The organism is Psychrobacter sp. Ps1, assembly GCF_022129425.1.
In the GTDB taxonomy this organism is placed as follows: domain Bacteria; phylum Pseudomonadota; class Gammaproteobacteria; order Pseudomonadales; family Moraxellaceae; genus Psychrobacter.
Genome location: NZ_JADQAN010000022.1, coordinates 1 through 20522 on the forward strand (window position 1 = coordinate 1; position 20522 = coordinate 20522).

The 20522-nt window shown below is 42.8% G+C and carries 19 protein-coding genes and 1 tRNA gene; 12 read left to right on the top strand and 8 right to left on the bottom strand.

Features of this window, described 5'->3' with window-relative positions:
- The first annotated feature begins 288 nt into the window (after positions 1-288).
- Both I3249_RS10875 and I3249_RS10880 read left to right on the top strand, forming a co-directional pair.
- Entirely contained in the window at positions 289-1299 is a 1011-nt protein-coding gene (locus I3249_RS10875) for a TIGR01777 family oxidoreductase (RefSeq protein ID WP_238069972.1), read from the top strand.
- A gap of 86 nt (positions 1300-1385) precedes the next feature.
- Positions 1386-2519, top strand: a complete 1134-nt coding sequence (locus I3249_RS10880; RefSeq protein WP_238069973.1) for a metallophosphoesterase — start codon at positions 1386-1388, stop codon at positions 2517-2519.
- A gap of 48 nt (positions 2520-2567) precedes the next feature.
- Here I3249_RS10880 and I3249_RS10885 read toward each other — a convergent pair whose 3' ends face one another.
- Positions 2568-3980, bottom strand: a complete 1413-nt coding sequence (locus tag I3249_RS10885) for an alpha/beta hydrolase (RefSeq protein ID WP_238069974.1) — start codon at positions 3978-3980, stop codon at positions 2568-2570.
- 433 nt (positions 3981-4413) lie between these two features.
- On the opposite strand from I3249_RS10885, the gene grpE reads away from it, so the two are divergent.
- Together grpE and dnaK are read left to right on the top strand one after the other, a co-directional pair.
- The gene (grpE, locus tag I3249_RS10890) at positions 4414-5013 is read left to right on the top strand and encodes a nucleotide exchange factor GrpE (protein ID WP_238069975.1); all 600 of its coding nucleotides are present in this window, start codon (positions 4414-4416) and stop codon (positions 5011-5013) included.
- Between the two features lie 183 nt (positions 5014-5196).
- On the top strand, positions 5197-7137 hold the full coding sequence (gene dnaK / locus I3249_RS10895) for a molecular chaperone DnaK (protein WP_057762214.1): 1941 nt from the start codon (positions 5197-5199) through the stop codon (positions 7135-7137).
- A gap of 117 nt (positions 7138-7254) precedes the next feature.
- Here the strand turns inward: dnaK and I3249_RS10900 are convergent, their stop codons facing one another.
- Both I3249_RS10900 and I3249_RS10905 read right to left on the bottom strand, forming a co-directional pair.
- The gene (locus I3249_RS10900; protein ID WP_238069976.1) at positions 7255-8064 is read right to left on the bottom strand and encodes a methyltransferase domain-containing protein; all 810 of its coding nucleotides are present in this window, start codon (positions 8062-8064) and stop codon (positions 7255-7257) included.
- A gap of 71 nt (positions 8065-8135) precedes the next feature.
- Complete coding sequence (locus I3249_RS10905) at positions 8136-9368, bottom strand: 8-amino-7-oxononanoate synthase (protein ID WP_238069977.1); 1233 nt, start codon at positions 9366-9368, stop codon at positions 8136-8138.
- Between the two features lie 304 nt (positions 9369-9672).
- Here I3249_RS10905 and I3249_RS10910 point away from each other — a divergent pair, with 304 nt between their 5' ends.
- The 3 genes from I3249_RS10910 (at position 9673) to I3249_RS10920 (ending at position 11798) form a co-directional block, all read left to right on the top strand.
- Positions 9673-10212: a porin family protein gene (locus I3249_RS10910; protein WP_102078619.1), complete on the top strand. Its 540-nt coding sequence runs from the start codon at positions 9673-9675 to the stop codon at positions 10210-10212.
- A gap of 229 nt (positions 10213-10441) precedes the next feature.
- The gene (locus tag I3249_RS10915) at positions 10442-10921 is read left to right on the top strand and encodes an NfeD family protein (RefSeq protein ID WP_057762204.1); all 480 of its coding nucleotides are present in this window, start codon (positions 10442-10444) and stop codon (positions 10919-10921) included.
- Between the two features lie 16 nt (positions 10922-10937).
- Positions 10938-11798 (top strand): SPFH domain-containing protein, encoded by an 861-nt coding sequence (locus tag I3249_RS10920; protein WP_057762202.1) that lies wholly within the window; start codon positions 10938-10940, stop codon positions 11796-11798.
- 77 nt (positions 11799-11875) lie between these two features.
- Here I3249_RS10920 and hemN read toward each other — a convergent pair whose 3' ends face one another.
- Positions 11876-13447, bottom strand: coding sequence for an oxygen-independent coproporphyrinogen III oxidase (gene hemN / locus I3249_RS10925; protein WP_238069978.1), 1572 nt, complete (start codon positions 13445-13447; stop codon positions 11876-11878).
- Positions 13448-13799: 352 nt separating this feature from the next.
- On the opposite strand from hemN, the gene I3249_RS10930 reads away from it, so the two are divergent.
- Positions 13800-15389 carry a YifB family Mg chelatase-like AAA ATPase gene (locus tag I3249_RS10930; RefSeq protein WP_238069979.1) on the top strand — a complete coding sequence of 530 codons (1590 nt, stop codon included), beginning with the start codon at positions 13800-13802 and terminating at the stop codon, positions 15387-15389.
- Positions 15390-15439: 50 nt separating this feature from the next.
- Here the strand turns inward: I3249_RS10930 and I3249_RS10935 are convergent, their stop codons facing one another.
- Both I3249_RS10935 and I3249_RS10940 read right to left on the bottom strand, forming a co-directional pair.
- Positions 15440-16123 carry a phosphoglycolate phosphatase gene (locus tag I3249_RS10935; protein WP_238069980.1) on the bottom strand — a complete coding sequence of 228 codons (684 nt, stop codon included), beginning with the start codon at positions 16121-16123 and terminating at the stop codon, positions 15440-15442.
- Between the two features lie 130 nt (positions 16124-16253).
- Positions 16254-16754 carry a DUF4385 domain-containing protein gene (locus tag I3249_RS10940; protein WP_238052691.1) on the bottom strand — a complete coding sequence of 167 codons (501 nt, stop codon included), beginning with the start codon at positions 16752-16754 and terminating at the stop codon, positions 16254-16256.
- A 206-nt stretch (positions 16755-16960) separates the two neighbouring features.
- Between I3249_RS10940 and I3249_RS10945 the strand changes: the two genes are divergently transcribed.
- Entirely contained in the window at positions 16961-17317 is a 357-nt protein-coding gene (locus I3249_RS10945) for a hypothetical protein (protein WP_238069981.1), read from the top strand.
- A 122-nt stretch (positions 17318-17439) separates the two neighbouring features.
- Here I3249_RS10945 and I3249_RS10950 read toward each other — a convergent pair.
- Positions 17440-17515: transfer RNA gene (locus I3249_RS10950), tRNA-Phe, on the bottom strand.
- A gap of 122 nt (positions 17516-17637) precedes the next feature.
- Positions 17638-18060: a PanM family protein gene (locus I3249_RS10955; RefSeq protein ID WP_238069982.1), complete on the bottom strand. Its 423-nt coding sequence runs from the start codon at positions 18058-18060 to the stop codon at positions 17638-17640.
- A 387-nt stretch (positions 18061-18447) separates the two neighbouring features.
- Between I3249_RS10955 and hisB the strand changes: the two genes are divergently transcribed.
- The 3 genes from hisB to I3249_RS10970 all read left to right on the top strand — a co-directional run bounded on the left by hisB (position 18448) and on the right by I3249_RS10970 (position 20510).
- Positions 18448-19113 (top strand): imidazoleglycerol-phosphate dehydratase HisB, encoded by a 666-nt coding sequence (gene hisB / locus I3249_RS10960; protein WP_220455963.1) that lies wholly within the window; start codon positions 18448-18450, stop codon positions 19111-19113.
- Between the two features lie 188 nt (positions 19114-19301).
- On the top strand, positions 19302-19937 hold the full coding sequence (gene hisH, locus I3249_RS10965; RefSeq protein WP_238069983.1) for an imidazole glycerol phosphate synthase subunit HisH: 636 nt from the start codon (positions 19302-19304) through the stop codon (positions 19935-19937).
- 204 nt (positions 19938-20141) lie between these two features.
- Complete coding sequence (locus I3249_RS10970) at positions 20142-20510, top strand: hypothetical protein (protein ID WP_238069999.1); 369 nt, start codon at positions 20142-20144, stop codon at positions 20508-20510.
- The last annotated feature ends 12 nt before the right edge of the window (positions 20511-20522 follow it).

The following is a 20522-nucleotide window of genomic DNA, read 5'->3' on the forward strand; positions in this document are numbered from 1 at the left end:
ATGCTTTGTACTCAACAAAAAACTTGGTAATCCGCCTCTTCAGTTTGATTTGCTTATTTCAAGTTGAGAGTGGGGTAGTAATTATCAAAGTGCAATGTTTGACCTCGTAAACCTTTCATTCCTCACCTTCCTTTACCAAAAGTATGTAAAAGTCGTTTTGATAAAAACCACAAAAAAGCAGACGATGGTTGTAACGGTCTGGTTTTTATTGAACGATAAGTACTTCAACAATAAATAATTTAACGATCAGTCATATTGGCGATATTTGAGGCATATAGGGAGTAGGGTATGAATGTTTTGATTAGTGGTGGTTCAGGGTTTTTGGGAAGTGCTTTTAGTCGAGAGCTAATGGCACGATATCGCGCGCAGAATAAAGACGTGACGATTACTTGGTTAACTCGTGATAGCAGTCAACCACATCCCGATGATATCAATATGATGACTTATGACGAGCTTGCGATGTCTGATATGAGCTTTGATGTCATATTGAATTTGGCAGGTGCTGGGATTGCTGACTCTCGTTGGAGCGATGATCGTAAAGAGCAGTTGATGGCGAGCCGTATCAAACCTACTCAGTCGATATTGGATGTTATCGCACGTGCTAGTACCAAACCCAAGTTACTGGTGAGCGGATCAGCGATTGGCTGGTATGGCACGCAGGGCGACAAGCCACTGACTGAAAACAGCGATTATGAGACGGATTTTGCTCATACACTATGTGATGAATGGGAGCAATTAGCGCTTAAAGCGACCGAACACGATGTTCCTGTGGCTATCGTCAGAACAGGGGTGGTTATTCATCCTGAGGGCGGAATGGTGGCTAAATTATTACTACCCTTTAAATTTGGTGTCGGTGGACAGTTGGGTGATGGACAACAAATCATGAGCTGGATTAGCCGTGAAGATTGGGTTAGTGCGGTCATCTTTATTATTGAGCAGCAGCTTAAACTTACTAAAGAATCAGACGTTAATCACATTGAAAGCTTAGCCCAAGACAATGCGCCTATTAATGATAGCACTATTAAGACTGCAAACAGTACCGCAAATAATACAAATGCAGTCGTATATAACCTTACTGCTCCGAATCCTGTGACCAATCATACTTTTACCAAAGCACTTGGCTCATGGCTACATCGCCCAACCTTTTTTACTTTACCAGAGTTTTTGCTTAAGCTGATGTTTGGCGAAATGTCGACCTTACTTATCGATGGTCAAAAGGTGCTGCCACAAGCGCTATTGGATGCAGGTTATTCGTTCAAACACTCGACACTCCAGCAAGCATTAGGAAGTCAGAAATAGTTATATAGCAGTTGTTTCATGTGAAACATTAGAGTTTATTTTCTGATAATCACTTATCAAACCGTATTTATGTCTAAGGGCAGTCCATGCGTTACGCATTTTTCTTCACTATCTTTTTGCTATTACAGCTGTTCAGTCTGGGTACAGTATTAAGTATACAGTGGTGGCTCCAGCCTTGGATGACGCCAACATTGCAAACGACGATATGGGTCAGTGTATTTATTATTACTAATGCTCTACTAGTATTGAGCGTAAAAAGAGCATTTGCCAACAGTTATCGTTGGATTAGTGGGTGGATGCTAATCATGCACTTTATGATACTGACGGCGTTGGCAGTGAGTCTATTTTACGGAGGGTATCTGCTAGTAGTTGCTTTATCAGGTAGTACGTTGCACCAATCGAATGAGATGGCTATAGGGCTAAGAGTACTAGCACTATTCCTATTTATCGGACTATTTATTTATTCGTTATATAGTGCCTATGCTCCTGTTATACGCAAGCTGTCTATTAATATAGATAAACCTTTAACCAAGCCGCTACGCATTGCAGTCGCTAGTGACTTGCACATAGGCCGATTATTTGGTGTAAAAGCCATAGATAGATTGCAACAACTTATGATTCGCTCTGGTGCAGATATGCTGCTGATGCCAGGGGATATTATGGATGATAATACAGAGGCCTTTAATGAATATCATATGGAGCAAAACCTAGCAGAATTGTGCAGTAGTCTGCCACGTGGTGTCTATGCGACATTGGGTAATCATGATTTGTATGGTCATGAGCGACCTATTAGCGAAGCGCTGCAAAATGCAGGTATACAATTGTTAAACGATGAGGTGCTCTGTATCGAGCATGAGGGTCAACCAGTATGGTTAGTTGGACGTTTTGATAATCATAAACGTCAACGTGTAGCAACTACCGATCTGCTGACGCAAGTAGATACGTCGCAGCCAGTGATATTGTTAGACCATAGACCGAGTGATATAGATAATCACAGTCAATTACCTATAGATTTACAAGTCTCGGGACATACCCACAACGGTCAAGTATTCCCCGCTAATTTCATCGTCAATGCTATTAATAGATTAGGCTATGGCTATGAGCAGATTGGTAAAGGACACTTTGTCGTGTCCTCTGGCTATGGTTTTTGGGGCATTCCCTTTCGATTGGGATCGCGCTCAGAGATTTGGTTGATTACGCTATCTGGTAATACCAATTAATCAGTTATACAAATCATTAATTAGCTGGCTAACTAAATAACTAACGGTTTATGCAGCTAACTGGGATTGTGTATTGATGATTTCACGTACAAAGCTGCTAAAGCCATGAATAATATTGCTTGTCTCTTGTCCAAGACCTTGATGAACACTCATAAAGTGTATAAAGCCATGCGGTGCTCCAAGCACAGTATAGGTCTCTACAGCAACGCCATAACCTCTCAGCTGCTTTGCATAAGCAAATGCCTCGTCACGTAATACATCGAGCTCAGAAGCTACAATGTAAGTTGGGCAAACTTTACTATTATCACCCAGCATAGGTGAGTTCAGTATATGTAGACGAGGCAGCGGACTATTTTCCAAACAAGCAGCATCAAATACTGCTACATCAGCATGATCTAATAGTAGACCCTCACCATATAGCTCCCAACTAGGATAATCTGTCTCAATATCAGTGACTGGATACAAGGGCATTTGCGCTAGAGGTTCGGGTAGTTTTTCTAATAGATTAAACATTTTCTGACCTTCTATCCCTAGGTCTGCCCATGCGCTTTTGCTCGGTGCTGTCAGCTGCTGCGCAATTAAAGTTGATAGACCACCACCTGCGCTATCACCTGCCAAGACGATACGAGAGGGTAATGCACCTAATTTGTCAGAGTTTTCAACCAACCAAGCATATGCAGTGATACAGTCTTTTAATGCTGCTGGAGCGGGACATTCAGGGGCTAAGCGATAATCGACACTAACCACAGACCAGCCAGTCTGCTCACAGACCGCATGACAGAACTCATGATGTGTATCGACATCACCAATGCAGAACCCGCCACCATGAAAAAACAGCATGACTGTTTCATCAGGATTATGGATACGTTTTCTTCTAAAACCAGATTTTTTGCCGCCTGCTTTATAACAACGAACAGTCATGTCGCCATCATCTGCATTGGCAATCGTTTCATCTTTCCAGCTAACAGGTGAATCACTTTTTTTAGTGAAGGGCTTTATATTGCTTAGCATAGTAGTACAGGCTTGCTGCCATACTCTAGGTGATTGCATGGCTACCGCATCAGCAGTAAACCTCTCACGCAATTCCGGCATTGGAGTTAGTTCTAACGGTGTTTTAAGGTAGCTATTTACTGCAAGGATAAGACGCAGATGAGCGTTTGCATGCAAATATTGTTTTGAATTAGGACCTTTTAGGTAACCAATCACCCCTTCTAAAATAGGGTCTGGTAAGTAACCGAGACTTTTCATTGCATAGTGCAATGTATGCGGCTGGTAGTTTGCTACAGGGTTATAAGCGAGTATTTTTTCTTTAACGCTCAGACGTTTTTCTAATGAGTCATACGTTTGTGCATCTTGGTTCGATGACTCTCTTGACGCTGGATTTTCTTTTGACGCTAAGTGCAATGTCATCAATGCTTTATTAAGCAAAGTATTGATAGATAAATTTTTTGAATTAGACATAACAGCTCTCATAAATGATTTTTAGCGTGCATTTGAGTGTGGGCGATAATATTTATAGCAATGATAAAATAGCTAGCAGAATAATAGCGTATCGTTTGGTAATAGCTTGATTAATAAGCGTAAAGCAATTGGAATAAATAGTGGTTTTTTGTTCTTTTTGTGAGCAAATATTGAGATTTATTGACATGGAGTAAAAACGTTAGATGCATCTCTTTAACCAGACTTCACGAATATTTGTCGTAAATGGTAAAAATTCCTTTGCTCTAGGCTTGAAATTTGTCCTTATCACCTTTATCAAGCAGCTATTGAAGCGTATTAAAAAAACAATGAGTTAGAAACATCGAGCATTTAATAATGGCATAGTAGGACCAGTAATTATTCGGTCTACTGTGCCGTCTCTTAATATTCATTATTGAAATTTCAAGGAGCTATCATGAGCGAGCAAAACCCGAACCACGAAAATCTTGACCAAAATGTGGCACATGAGAATATTGATCACAATGACAGTATCTTAGAAGAAACCATGAAAGAGTTTGATCCACAGAATAATTCAGGTGAAGAAACGACTATCGAAAACGAAATCAACCTTGATACTTTCAAAGCGCGTATTGCTGAGCTAGAAGGCGAAGTAAAACAAGCCAAAGAAAGTACTGCACGCGCTAATGCTGAAGCTTACAATGCGCAAAAACGCATGGAGCAAGAAGCGGATAAGAGCAAAAAATTCGCACTACAGAAATTTGCTAAAGAATTGTTAGACATCGTTGACAACTTAGAGCGCGCTATCGAAAATGCCGATGCCAATGATCCAGTCGCTGAGGGTGTGCAATTAACGCACAAAGCATTGGTTGCAGTATTGACCAAAAACGGCGTAGAAGTGGTCGATCCACAAGGTGAAAAATTCAATGCTGACTTCCATGAAGCAGTGGGTATTGACCCAGAAGCAGCGGCAGATACAGTGGGTACGGTCTTACAAAAAGGCTATAGCCTAAACGGTCGTCTATTACGTCCAGCTATGGTTCGTGTTGGTCAGTAATATTTTTAGGGCTAAACCCTACTAATATGAAGGTTTTTCAAAAAAAATGACATGAAACATAGTTTTTGCGTGATTATTGCCTTGAAAAATACGACGGGTAAACCGATATATAGCAACAAGTGACCGACTACGGTCTGGATAAATAAGTATTTATAGTTAAAAACAAATTAGGAGCAATTGATTATGGGTAAAGTAATTGGTATTGATTTAGGTACTACTAACTCGTGTGTAGCAGTAATGGAAGGTGACAAAGTTAAAGTCATCGAAAATGCTGAAGGTACGCGTACAACACCATCGATCGTCGCCTATAAAGATGACGAAACGCTTGTTGGTCAGTCAGCTAAGCGTCAAGCAGTAACCAACCCAAGCAACACTTTGTTTGCGATCAAGCGTTTGATCGGTCGTCGTTTTGATGACAAAGTCGTGCAAAAAGATATCGGCATGGTTCCTTACAAAATCGCTAAAGCAGACAACGGCGATGCATGGGTAGAAATCAACGGTAAAAAGCTTGCGCCACCACAGGTTTCTGCTGAAATCTTGAAAAAAATGAAGAAAACAGCAGAAGACTATCTTGGTGAGAGCGTGACTGAAGCAGTTGTAACTGTACCTGCTTACTTCAATGATTCACAGCGTCAAGCAACCAAAGATGCGGGTAAAATCGCTGGTCTTGATGTAAAACGTATCATCAATGAGCCAACTGCTGCTGCACTTGCTTATGGTATGGACAAGAAGCAAGGCGATAGCACTGTTGCTGTATATGACTTGGGCGGTGGTACTTTTGATATCTCAATTATCGAAATCGCAGACGTAGACGGCGAGCAACAGTTCGAAGTACTAGCGACCAACGGTGATACTTTCCTAGGTGGTGAAGACTTTGACTCAGCATTGATTGATTTCTTAGTGGCTGAATTCAAAAAAGAGCAAGACGTGAACCTAAAAGGTGACTCTCTTGCGATGCAGCGTCTAAAAGAAGCGGCAGAAAAAGCGAAGATTGAGCTATCAAGTGCACAAAGCACTGAAGTAAACTTGCCATATATCACTGCTGATAGCAGTGGTCCTAAGCATTTGGTTGTTACTATCAGCCGCTCGAAACTAGAGAGCCTAACTGAAGAATTAGTACAACGTACAATGGGTCCTTGTAAGACTGCACTTGAAGATGCTGGCCTAAAAATTGGCGACATCAACGATGTAATCTTGGTTGGTGGTCAGACTCGTATGCCACTAGTACAGCAAAAAGTACAAGACTTCTTCGGTCAAGAGCCACGTAAAGACGTGAACCCTGATGAAGCAGTTGCAGCTGGTGCAGCGATTCAAGGTGCCGTATTGTCTGGTGACAAAACTGACGTATTGCTACTTGATGTAACGCCATTGACTCTAGGTATCGAAACGATGGGCGGTGTCATGACGCCAGTTATCGAGAAGAACACCATGATTCCTACTAAGAAATCACAGGTATTCTCAACGGCTGAAGACAACCAACCAGCAGTAACGATTCAGGTATATCAAGGTGAGCGTAAAATCGCTAACCAAAACAAAATGCTTGGTCGTTTTGACTTGACGGATATCCCACCAGCACCACGTGGCCTACCGCAAATCGAAGTGTCTTTTGACATCAACGCTGATGGTATCATGAACATCTCAGCAACTGATAAAGGTACTGGTAAAGCACAAAGCATCCAGATTAAAGCGGATTCTGGCTTGTCGGACGAAGAAGTCGAACAAATGGTTCGTGATGCAGAAGCCAATGCTGCTGAAGATGAGAAGTTCGCTAACCTAGCGCAAGTTCGTAACGAAGCAGATGGTCGTATCCATGCGGTACAAAAAGCGCTGAAAGAAGCAGAAGATAAAGTGACTGATGAAGAAAAATCAACAGTAGAATCTGCCATCACTGAGCTTGAAGCGGCGGCGAAAGAAGACGATCATGACGAAATCAAAGCTAAGCTTGAAGCATTAGACAATGCATTCTTGCCAATCAGCCAAAAAATCTATGCTGATAGCGGCGCTGGTGCAGAAGGTATGGATCCTAGCCAGTTCCAACAAGGTGCAGACGATGCTGGTAGCAACAAAGCTGATGACGACGTCGTTGATGCTGAGTTCACTGAAGTAGACGAAGATAAAAAATAATACGGCTATTAACTAGTTAAATTAAAAAACGCATCCTTCGGGGTGCGTTTTTTTATGGCTATTTTTCCTATCGGTTACTATTTCTGCTAGCTATTTTTTTATGAATAAGATGCGTGCTTATAGTTTAAACGCGCTTACTATGAGCACTTCATAGGTTAAATTAACCACGAGCTGTCCTGTTTCATTCTTTTCTGAGAATTGCTGCCAATAGTCTGACTCAAATTGCTGTAGACGCGATTTGGTCCATATAAAGGTTTGAGTATCTTCTGATTTAACTTGCGTTTGATTGGTCGATACACCAGTGAGTTTCATATGCTTTAAGATAGCGTAGGGGGTAGGAAATGGTAAATCAAAGCGCTTAATAGAAAGTTCGATATTCTCAAAGCCATCACTATCTAATGCCAATTGCCATTCGTCAATATCTGGGTAGTGAAGTCCTTGGCCAGTAAGAGTTTTAATTTGCAAAAAGTTATTTGGCGTAAAAGTACTAAAGACCAGTTGTCCTCCAGGTTGTAGACGCTGCGCGGATTGTGTGATGAAACTCAACGGACTATCAAACCATTGCACGGCATTGGCACTGACTATCAAGCTATGATTTTCTGCTAAATCTATCGTTTCAGCATCACCAATCATTACGTCAGCAGCAGGTAGTATTGATTGCAATGTAGCACTCTGCTCAGTACATAACTCATTAATGAGCCAGTGCTCGCTTTGTATATGATTAGCGAGTAGGCGCGTCATCTGACCTGTGCCTGCACCCACTTCCAACACACTACTTTGTTTGGTATGAGCAATACTGTCTAATAAATAATGACAAACGGTCTGTTGAATATTGGCATGCTGGTCATAGTCGCTTGCATTGGCAAAGTGGCGAGCGATGGTTTGTTTTCTAACACTGAGGTCATCAGCTGTGTCGAATGTTGTCATAGGCTTCATTACATCCAAGTGCGCCAGTTATCTATCAATAGTAGGAGTAAAGTTTGTGTCAAACGATAAGGTTACAACTGCTGTATCAGTCGCTCGCAGTCTTCGTTAGTCAGTTTGGCATTCATAACTAAACGAATGCGAGCAGTGTTTGTAGGCACAGTAGGTGGCCTGATAGGCAGCGCGTAAAATCCAGCTGCTTGCAACTGTTGCGCTTTGGCAAGGGTACTCGCGTTATCACCCAATATATAAGGAACGATAGGGGATTGATAATATATCTCTTGCAAAATTGGCGATACACGGTGCCGTGGGTCAATGGCTTGGCTAAGCGTGGTAGACAACTGTGCTAGATGCGCACGTTGGTCAGTTAAGGTTGGCATCTTTGCTAAAATAAATCGTGTCCATGCGTGATTGATAGGAGGGAGTGCAGTACTAAAAATCAGTGGACGCATGGTATTGATCAGCCATTGTTTGACGACTTCATCACACATGATATAAGCACCCATTGAAGCAAATGCTTTACCAAAGGTACCCACCAAGTAGTCAATATCCGCTAAGGTATGCGTTTCTTCCGCCAATCCTAGACCTGTATCGCCAAGCACTCCAACAGCATGTGCTTCATCGACATACAGCTCAATACGAGCATCTTTGGATTTTATTTGTACTAGTTGAGGCAAGTCGGCACGGTCACCATCCATACTAAATATACTCTCGGTGACAATGATGATGCGTTCAACCGTCTCGTCTGCTTGTTCAATAAACTTGGCCAAATGCTCGTAATCGTTGTGACGGTAACGACGATAGGTGACAAGTTTACTTTGGCTCAAGCGCATCCCATCGATAATGCTGGCATGTACTAGCTTGTCAGCCAAAATGAGCGTCTTGACTGGCAAAGCTGTCAATGCTGGCAAGATACCTAGGTTGGCGTGGTAGCCACTGTTCAACACCAGCACCGACTTGGATTTGGTTAAACTCTGTTTTTCTATAGCACTGTGATACCAGTTTTGCAGCTCTTCTTCTAGAGCTTCTAACTGTATATCATTGCCTGTCAGTAGACGTGAGGAAGTGGCACTCATTTTAGGAGTGTGCGTAGTAGATAGCTGTCCCACTTGAACTAGAAACTCAGCTTGCAGCTCGGTATCGCCGCCTAGACCCAGATAGTCATTACTCGCAATATTGAGTAAAGCCTTAGCTTCCCTGACGACGTATCGTCCGTCGTGCTGCAGGTTTGGTAATTGACGATGCTGCTGCTTTGCTTTTAAGTCTGCAAGTGCAGTTTGCAAACGCTCAGTGATGGAATTTTGCATTTTCTCTCTCTAATTATTGTTATATCAGCCATATTTAGCCGATTTGTCTAGCAAGAAAACTGTGAAATGAGTACGGATTATTGCATAAACTGGGTGGATGTAACAAAAGGTTTCATATCTAGGCCTTTGTAACCCGAGCACTGACAAATGCTTTCAAATCTTAACTCTCATACCATTAAACACTGACAGAGTGTCTGAAATAGTTTGTTACTATGTACCCATCGTTAGCAAACAAGGCGATACGGCCAAATGGTCAATACAACTAAATAACTTGTTTGTCCAAATTTACTTGAAGGAGCTAATAATGAAAACTCTACAAAAAACTATACTTGCACTAGCAACTGGTTCTTTACTTACTGTAGGTGCACAAGCTGCCGTTAATTATGGTAACGGCTATACAGGTCAACCGTATGTTGGTGCTAAGATTGGTCAGTTCGATAATGATGTAAGCGGCGACGATCCAACTGCGTATGGTGTGTATGCTGGTTATAACTTCGATCCTAATTTTGGTATGGAAGTTGAATATGTTGGTTCAGATGATGCTGATCTAGACAATAATGCTGGCGATTATGATACGAAAACTTATGGTGCGTACGGTACTTATCGTTACACGTTCCCAAATACTGCACTGTATGCCAAAGGTAAGCTTGGTATCGCTAAAACAGAGCTAGAAGCTGATTTTAACGACGGTAGCAGTGATTCAGTGAGTGATACTGGTATTGCTGGTGGCATCGGTCTTGGCTATGCGGTGAATCCTAACTTCAATGTTGAAACAGAATATGCCATGATGGATAGTGATGCAGATACTAAGCTGCTTACTGTTGGTGCTAACTTAAAGTTCTAATTATTTAGAAAACAAGCTTTTAGCAAACAGCTATAATAAAGAAACGATCACTTTAAGTGGTCGTTTTTTTTCGCTTAAAATTTATGTTAAGGACTTTAAGTTAGTAATTTATAAGCATCCAATAAGTAATATATCATTATCGTTAAAGCGTTGTTATCCTTAAAAATGTGCTACATTAAAAACTGGAATGATAAAGATAGGAATGGTGGCAAGGATGGAGATACTTTGGATGATTGAACCTTGGCATTGGTTAGTATTGGGCTTCTTATTACTAATAGTCGAGATGTTTGTACCGACGTTTGCCAGTCTGTGGTTTGGTGCCGCTGCCATCATCGTTGCAGCGCTATCATGGCTGTTGCCTATTTCTGTCTCTGTTCAGATTATCGTCTGGTTAGTGCTCTCTGCTGTGTTTTTGCTAGCTTGGTTTAAGTTTATCAAACCGTTGTCAGTAGATCGTACCAAAGCTGGGCTAGGCGGTAGTGTCATAGTTGGTGAGGTCGGAATGATTATCGTGTCACCGCAGCTAGATAAAGCTGGCACAGTTAGATTTAGTGTTCCTATCGTTGGTGCGGCTGAATGGATGTGCCGTACGAGAGGGGAGCAGGTGGCAATCGGCGATAGAGTGGTAGTGACGGATATCGTGGGTAACGAGCTGATTGTGAGCAGTACAAAAGCGCAGGCAGCGATGCATAAAAGTATGCAGGTATAATAATAAGGGATGAGTTATGGAAAGCTTTAGTATTGTCATGGTGGTATTGATTGCACTGGTGGTATTCACCGTGTTTAAAGGCGTACGTATTGTACCGCAAGGTTATAAATGGGTAGTGCAGAGACTGGGCAAATATAGCCAAACGCTAGAGCCTGGACTCAACCTCATCATCCCTTATGTAGATGATGTGGCTTATAAGGTAACGACCAAAGACATCGTACTTGATATTCCGTCACAAGAAGTCATTACTCGTGACAACGTCGTTATCATTGCAAACGCTGTCGCTTATATTAATATCGTGCGTCCTGATAAAGCGGTCTATGGTATTGAAGATTATGAATACGGTATCCGTAATCTGGTGCAAACATCGCTACGTTCGATCATTGGTGAGATGGATCTTGATAGCGCATTGTCTAGTCGCGACGAGATCAAAACCAAGCTAAAACATGCGATTTCAGAAGATATCGCAGATTGGGGTATTACCCTTAAGACGGTAGAGATTCAAGACATTAACCCTTCGCAGACCATGCAAGCATCCATGGAAGAGCAAGCAGCGGCAGAGCGTTTACGCCGTGCAACCGTGACCCGTGCTGATGGTCAAAAGCAAGCTGCTATCTTAGAAGCGGATGGTCGCTTGGAGGCTTCACGCCGTGATGCTGAAGCGCAGGTGGTACTAGCCAGAGGTTCTGAAGAATCGATTCGTTTGATTACTAGTGCGATGGGTGAGGAAGAGATGCCGATTGTATACTTACTTGGTGAGCAATATATCAAGGCGATACGAGAGTTGGCTGAGTCCGATAACTCCAAAATGGTGGTACTACCAGCAGATATCTTAAGTACCGTAAAAGGTATGGTCGGTGATAAATTAAAAGTTTAAAAAGCCACAGCAATAATAAAAAAAGACCTCGCTTGAGGTCTTTTTTATGTTTAATAATTGAGGAATGACTCGCTAACTTAGATAACTTTCGAAAAGCGGTTTTGATGTTTCTTTTCTAAATATTCATCAAATACCATGGCGACGTTACGGCCAAGCAAGCGACCTCTAGGTAAGACGCGGATACCTGCTGCATCCATATCAATCAGTCTATCGTCTTGCATAGCGCCCAACTGCTGAATCTCATTAATAAAATAGGTGATGGCATCGATACCAAATTTTTGATTCACATCTTTAAAATCGAGATAGTCATGACATAGTAGGTTCATGATGACGTACTCACGCAAGCGGTCTTTGATAGAGGTTTTTATATACTTTACCGCAGGCATGACAGTCGGATTGATTTTAGCCATATCAATCTTGGCTTGATAGCTCTGTAGATCAGTATCGTTTTGCAACATATAGCGCGTATTGGCATTAGAAATTTGACTGATTGATGAGACACCAAAACCTAATAAGTCACAATCTCCCATGATGGTGTAACCCTGAAAGTTACGATGTAATTTGCCTTCACGCTGTGCGACAGCCAATTCATCATCAGGTTTGGCAAAATGATCGATACCGATATATTGATAGCCAGCTTCGGTCAATGTGTTAACAGTACTGCCGAGCATCGTCAGTTTGGTAGCTGGGCTTGGCAAGTCTTCATCTTTTATCTGACGCTGAGCTTTAAATCGCTCAGGCAAATGCGCATAGTTAAAGACCGACAGGCGATCTGGCGACATCTCGATGATACGATTTACGGTTTTGTCCAACGTATCAGGCGTTTGATGCGGCAAACCATAAATCAAATCAATATTGATAGAGCGAAAACCAAGCTCACGTGCTTCTGTTAGCACGCTTTCAATAAGCTCTGCTGAGTGCACACGATTAACGGCGATTTGCACCGTTTCATCCAAGTCCTGCACGCCTAAGCTAATACGGTTGAAACCGAGATTACGCAGTATCTTTAGAGTGTTTTCACTCAGCTCACGAGGGTCAATCTCAATAGAGTAGTCACCTTCATCTTCTGGCAAAAACTCAAACTGAGCTTGTAAAAACTCCCACAACTGCACCATCTCTTCGTCACGCAAAAACGTTGGTGTACCACCACCCAAATGTAGCTGTTTGACTAATGGTTTGTCGCTGCCTTCTGGCGTAGATAACAAGCGGCATTTATGGGTAATTTCAGCAATCAAATACTGTAAGTAATCGCCAGAATCGCTATTTTTTTTGGTAATGATCTTGTTGCAAGCACAGTAGTAGCAAAGGTGGCGGCAAAACGGTATGTGAAAATATAATGATAAGGGAGCACGCGCTTCACGATTTTGCAGGATTTTTGTCTCAAGACCAATAGCTTCAAAGCTGTTTGTTTCAAGGTTATCTGGTATTGGTGCGAACTCTAGAGCTGTCGGATAAGAGGTATAACGTGGCCCTGAGCGATTGTACTTATTGATGATTGCTTCATCAAATGCTGGTAGCTGCTTACTCGTAATGCTGCCGCGTGTACTGGCATAAGGGTTGTCAGGTTGCATAACAGGGCGCACAGTCGTGGGCGGCTCGTCCGCACGGTTGTAGGGCTGCTGAGTGTTCTGTTCTGAATAGTCTGTCATGCGATATTCCTCGTTTTTACTCTAGATACTGCTGGTTTTTATATGATCAATGATTTCGGATTTGGTGTTTATTTTTCGCTTGTATCAACGATTAATAATAAGATTCGAATACATCATTGGCAGCAGTATGTATCGCTAAATGTATAATAGATAGTATAACAAATCCTTGTTAGCAGTGGGGTGGTCGGTGAGTATTCTTAATTATTGAAGTAGAGCGTTATTTATACATAAAAAACCTCAGAACGACGCTGAGGTTTTGATGATTCTCTCTACACCAGCAATAAAACACGACGTTTGCGCGTTGATAAATAATACTTTATTATCAATGACACTCTGTATTAGGAAGATGCTGATGTCGTTTGCCCAAGTCTATACCCGTTCGGTGGTTGGTCTGCATGCTCCCAAGGTCATCATTGAGGTGCATCTATCGCAAGGACTGCCTGCATTGACCATCGTTGGGCTGCCTGAGGCCGCCGTGCGTGAGAGTAAAGACAGGGTGCGCTCCGCCATTCTCAATTCAGGTTTCCAGTTTCCTAATCGCCGCCTCACGATCAATTTAGCCCCTGCTGATCTACCTAAAGATGGCGCGCGTTTAGACTTACCAATTGCTATTGGTATACTGGCAGCAAGCGGACAGCTTGAGCCAGAGGTGCTATCAGGATTTGAATTTATTGGCGAGTTAGCGCTCAATGGCCAGTTGCGACAAGTAACTGGTAGTTTGGCAGTCGCACGAGCAATCAAAGCTGAGAAATTGGCAATAGCGTTGTCTCAGGTAGCAGCGAGTGAACAAGGACAAAATAATTCAAATAACTCAAATAACTCGCCGCCGACAACTCCGCAACTGATCGTGCCGATTGATAATGGTCATGAGGCCAGCCGCGTTGATGGCGTAACGATACTAGCTGCTCAGAGTCTAAAAGCAGTTTGCGACCATCTGCAGTCGCTCGTTGACCCAGGTGCAAGCTATGAGAGTTTAGCCGTGGTACAGCCAAGTCCTGCACAGCAGCATGTTGGCTATCAAGTGGATTTAGCTGATGTCAAAGGACAGCACCATGCTCGGCGCGCGTTAGAAATTGCCGCTGCGGGTGGTCATTCATTGTTATTTACAGGACCACCAGGTTCTGGCAAGACGCTTATGGCGTCACGATTGCCAACAATATTGCCAGACTTAAGTGATGAAGATGCGCTAGAGGTTGCCAGTACCTATTCGGTGGCAGACAGCGATTATGATTATGGGACGCGGCCATTCAGACAGGTGCATCACACAATATCAGCTGTGGCGTTGGTCGGTGGTGGTTCACGGCCAAAACCGGGTGAGATTACGCTAGCTAATAAAGGAGTATTGTTCCTTGATGAGTTACCAGAGTTTGATCGGAGCGTGCTTGAGGTATTACGTCAGCCATTAGAAGCCAAACAAATTACCATTAGTCGCGCTAACTCTCAAATGACTTTTCCGGCGAACTTTCAACTGGTTGCCGCGATGAATCCTTGCCCATGTGGCTATGATGGCGATACATCAGGACGTTGTCGCTGTCGACCTGAGCAGATCAAACGCTATCAAGACAAATTATCTGGGCCTCTCTTAGATCGTATTGATTTGCATATCACTGTGCCTGCATTACCAATTGCCGATCTGCAAAATAGTCAGGTAGGTGAAACCTCCAAGCAAGTACGGGCTCGGGTAGTGGTCGCGCATCAGCATCAAATGCAGCGCCAGCAAAAGGTTAATGATGAGCTTAGCCCTAGCGAAATCGATGAATATATCCAGCTAGGCGACAATGAAAAGCAGTTATTACAACTTGCTCAGCAGCGCTTGAATCTGTCCGCTCGTGGTTATCATCGGGTATTACGAGTGGCTCGTACAATCGCTGATTTGGCTAACAGTACGGATATCAACAGCGCCCACGTATCTGAGGCGCTGAGCTATCGCAGCAAAGCGTAACTTCTGTTTGGGCAAGTTACACTATAATGATTCGATAAATTCTTTATAGACTAAAATCTATCTTTCATAATCCAAGCAACCAAGTCAGCAAAGTGGTCAAATGCTTCGGTCGGATTTAATTCGCGAATATCTTGCCCGTAGTTGTAACCATAAGACAGGCCGAGCGTGTCCATATTGGCGCTCTGTCCAGCCAACATATCGTTTCTAGAGTCTCCAATCATCACTGCCTGATCAACACTGACATTGAGAGTCTCACAAACGTGTAGTAGGGGCGCTGGGTCTGGTTTTTTGACAGCTAAACTGTCACCGCCCATCACTTCACTAAATAAGTCTTGCCAGCCAAACGAGTGCAATATTTTTGGTACAAATCGAATGGGTTTATTAGTGACTAAAGCAAGTGTATATCCAGCTGCGTGTAGTTGTTTTAGTCCGTCATCGACATCTGGATAGGCAACCGTTTTACTACCACTAAGATTCTTATAAGCCTCAAAAAATATTTGCTCTGCGTGATCGGCCTCTTCGACCGTTAGCTCACCTTCTGCTACTTCCGTCTTACCAACCAAAGCGCGTTCTACGAGCAGGCGTGAGCCATTTCCTATCCAGTTACGTATTGTCTCGATAGGGTAAGTATCTTTGCCTAATGTGGTTAGCATGGCGTTGGTTGCGTCGGCCAAATCGGGTACGCTATCAATGAGCGTTCCATCAAAATCAAAAATTAAAAGCTGCTTGTTCATTGTTCCTCACTATTGAAAATCGTTATATTTATTATATTGGCCATACCTTAGCACAGTAGCGTTCTGAGACCAGTCAATTTAGTTACCTGTTGTGCTTAATGTCTTGAGCAAATGTCTTGAGCATTAGCATCTATTCGACATCTTTATAGCGTTCACGATGCTCTTTCTTCATCCTTAAATACTCTTCATTCTCACGGCATTCATCCCATTTAACTTTAAAGATTCGTGCGGATTCTGCTTTAACTGGGTCTTCCTCTTGTCGTGGCAACTCTTCGCGACCATGAGCGCCGCTTTGACCTTTTTTATCATCGGGTACCGCGCCTTTATATTTTTTGCCACCTTTATGATTGGCATAGCGACGAGCGCGGGTATAGCCCATTTGAATAAACTTGCGCGCCATATCTGCGCCGACGAAGTCATCGTCAGCCAAGTAATCTAAAAACATCTGATAGATAGCCTCACTACTCTCGCGGGCGATATCGGGAGTCGCAAAGCGCCAATGAGGTAAAATCTCAGACTTATAAGGCTCTACCAGTAATACGCCTTGCTCACCGCGACCGACACGGTACAACTCAGGCTGAGCGCGCAAATCCAAACTCTTATAATCCAAGTCGTAATCAAACTCTCTCATATCTATGACCTATTATTTTTATCTATTCGTATATGGTTATTGAGTATACTTAGCCAAGCTGTTTAGAAAAAAGCACAAAAATGTTATGCAACCGTGACAGTAGGTATTTAGCATCAAGAGCGTTCAGTAGAAATAGTTATGGTAAAGTCAACTGTGAGACGTATGAAGGCTATGAGTATGATGAATGCAATGCCACGAGAGATACTATGTTGAGAAATAAAATAAGTGTAAATGAGCTGAGCCGTTTGCGATTACCCAAAAATATACTGGTAGCGTGGCTATTGCTAACGACAAGCGTACTGGCCAATACGACTGCCCACAGCGCGTGGTTTGAACGTTTGATTCCGCAAGGTGAGACGTATACGGTACGCGAGATAGATCGCGATTTAGCATTTGTGATAGATGGCTTTATCTACGATGCGCGCACGTCTTGTTTTTTGGCAGTGGGCGACCGAGTGATATTTTTTGAGGGGCGTCACGGTATTGATTACCGCGCAACTATATACGACTTGGATTCGCGTGAGCGCTGTAATTTACTATTACGTGGTCGTTTTTACGAATAGTAGTCGGCTATACGAATAAGAGCAACATATGAATAGAACGAACGCTAAAGAGTACGGTAAAATTTAAACATAAAAAAGCCCCGAACATTGCTGTTCAGGGCTTTTAGAATTCTATTAACGAATGGTGGCTCGAGGCAGGATCGAACTGCCGACACACGGATTTTCAATCCGTTGCTCTACCTACTGAGCTATCGAGCCGTCTTCGTTGAGGCGCTATTAAACTAAATATAGGCTCAGCTGTCAAGCAATTTTTGCATTTTATCGAATAAAAGACGATAAATAATTAGATATTAGTAAAATTAACCGTTTTAGTGCTCAGTTTAGTCTTTTACACGCAACAGTTCGTACTCGCTCATGATGCGGTGAATATCAGCGTCAGCAGGGACAAATTCACGTACGCCTTTTCTAACTTCGCAATCATAGACCAGTTTAATAAACTTGGCATCGATAGCACGTTTACGGTTCTCTGGATGCACGGTGAGATATTGCAGGCGCTTGGCATTGGTCTGCCCGTCATCGAAGCAGGCGACCGCAGCGATAGGCTTATCATTGAACATCCCGACATAGAGGTACTGTCCACGTTTAAACCCTTGCTCAACGATATTCAATACCTCAAGACCGTCAGGCTGTGCATAATCACTATCGTACAACGCTTGCAAGCGCTCTGCTAGCTCGTTGTCGCGAGCAGGTTTTTTGATAAGTGGCGCATCCAAACTATTAATGGCGATCGCTTCTAAAGGCATAGCAGTTCCTATAAATAGAGGGTTTCTATAGTATAAATAAGCAGTATGAGACAGCACGATGTCATAGCGTGCAATACCGTAAATAAGGGTCTTTAAAGTCGGCGCGAGTCATGATTGATAATACTGAACACACTATTTTAGCAGAATGACGTGATTTTGTGCGTGGTTTACCGCTTGGTCGTGGCAGTAAATGTTAGGGTTTGCTATGATGAGGCTATATAATATTTAGTATGTATAAACCCTAATATGTTGATATCTTTTGTATATATCATTTTCTAATATAGTTTTTGCTAAGGTCTGACCCAGACACTAGTAAAATATTTTGGGCAGGTTTTTGCCTTATTTATTGACCGCTTTTCACTGATAAAAAACTGATAGAGAGTAGCCATGACAGCCAATGCAACGACGACTGCTGCCACACCTGAGCAAACTGAGTCAAAAAACGTAAATCTATATGGTCGCCCTGAACGTATCGCGACCGTTGAGCGTATCACTGCCGAAACGCAAATCACCTGTACCGTTAATTTAGATGGTACAGGTAAAGGCACGGTAGACACTGGTGTGCCATTTTTGGATCATATGATTGATCAAATTAAGCGTCACGGTTTGTTTGACTTAGATATCAAATGTACCGGTGATACGTTTATTGATGACCATCATAGCGTCGAAGACACTGGTATTACCCTTGGTCAAGCGTTCAATAAAGCATTGGGTGACAAGAAAGGCATTCGTCGTTATGGGCACTTTTATGCGCCGCTAGATGAGTCATTGACCCGTGCTGTCGTCGATCTGTCAGGGCGTCCTGGTTTGCATATGGACATTCCATTTACGCGCTCGCACGTCGGCCGTTTCGATGTTGACCTATTCAGTGAGTTTTTCTACGGGTTCGTCAATCACTCATGGATGACTGTGCATTTGGACAATCTAAAAGGCAAAAACAGCCATCATCAGATCGAATCAACCTTTAAAGCCTTTGCTCGTGCGTTACGTATGGCCTGTGAGTACGATGAGCGTGCGTTGAACACCTTGCCATCGACCAAAGAGGCTTTCTAAGGCGCATTTAAGGCTCTTCTACGGTGTCATTCAAGCTTGGCGTACTAGTTGTACAGCCTGCGCTTGACTTCCTTGTAGCAAAACCTTATCTACACCCGCGATAATAGAAAGGGCAATAGCCAACAATATAAATGGTCAATAATATAAATAGTACAGTAGTCAAAATATTTAAAAATGAGAACCAATCGATGACTAAAGTAGCACTATTAGATTATGGTATGGGCAACCTGCACTCTGCTAGCAAGGCCCTATCGGTAGTCGGGGCAGAAGTCTCTATCACCAATGATCCAAAAGTCGTTGCGGCGGCTGATAAAATCGTTTTCCCTGGTGTGGGTGCGATGCGTGATTGTATCGCTGGCATGCATGAAGCAGGCATTGATGACGTCATACGCCATGCAGTGTTTAACAAGCCTGTTATGGCCATCTGTGTGGGCATGCAGGCATTGTTTGAGCAGTCAGCTGAAAATAGTGGCACGGACTGTTTGGGCATCTTAAACGGCACTGTAGAAGCGTTTGACCCTATGTGGAAAGACAAGCAGGGCGCAACGATAAAAGTACCGCATATGGGCTGGAATACCATCAGCGGTATGGATTTTGACCATCCGCTCTGGCACGGTATCGAAGACCACGCGCATTTTTATTTTGTGCATAGTTATTACTGTGATCCTGCCGATAGCTCGCAAGTGGCAGCGGTATGTGACTATGGTCAACCGTTCTGTGCCAGTGTAATCCAAGATAATCTATTTGCCACCCAGTTCCATCCAGAAAAGAGCCATACTGCTGGCTTGCAACTGCTCAAGAACTTTGTAGAGTGGAATGTGTAAATAGTTGATAAACGTGAAGTGAATATTTAATTTAGTAGAAGGTAGATTATCAGTTGTATAATCTGCCTTTTTTATGCTCAGCCATCACTTTGTAGCTGCTATTCTTTAGCTATTATAGTTTAGCCATCATGGTTTAGTGATACGCTCAGTTATTTTCTACTCGCTTATACTTGGAATATTTCAGTGGATTTTACTGCCTTTAAAATGAATGTTGTGGAAACAACGGGCCTTGCCAAAGATGCCTTACATATCTATGTCGGTGTCGGTGTTTATCTGCTGTGTCTGGTTGTGCTGCGTCCTATTATCAAAAGCCAAGGTATTCGGTCATTTATTGCTCTGATCGTCGTGACTTGCATTGCGCTGTTGGGTGAGTATTTGGACAATCGAGATACGATTGAATCGCTAGGCTTGACAGGCTTAAGCCGTGAACAGATTACCGCGAGCATCCGTGATTTGATCAATACTTGTATGTTGTCTTATGTGCTCTTTACGCTGAATAAGTGGACGACTATATTTCGACCAACCAATAAATCGACTTCATTGACCAAACGCCATAAAAAAACGGACTATTAATTAGTCCGTTTT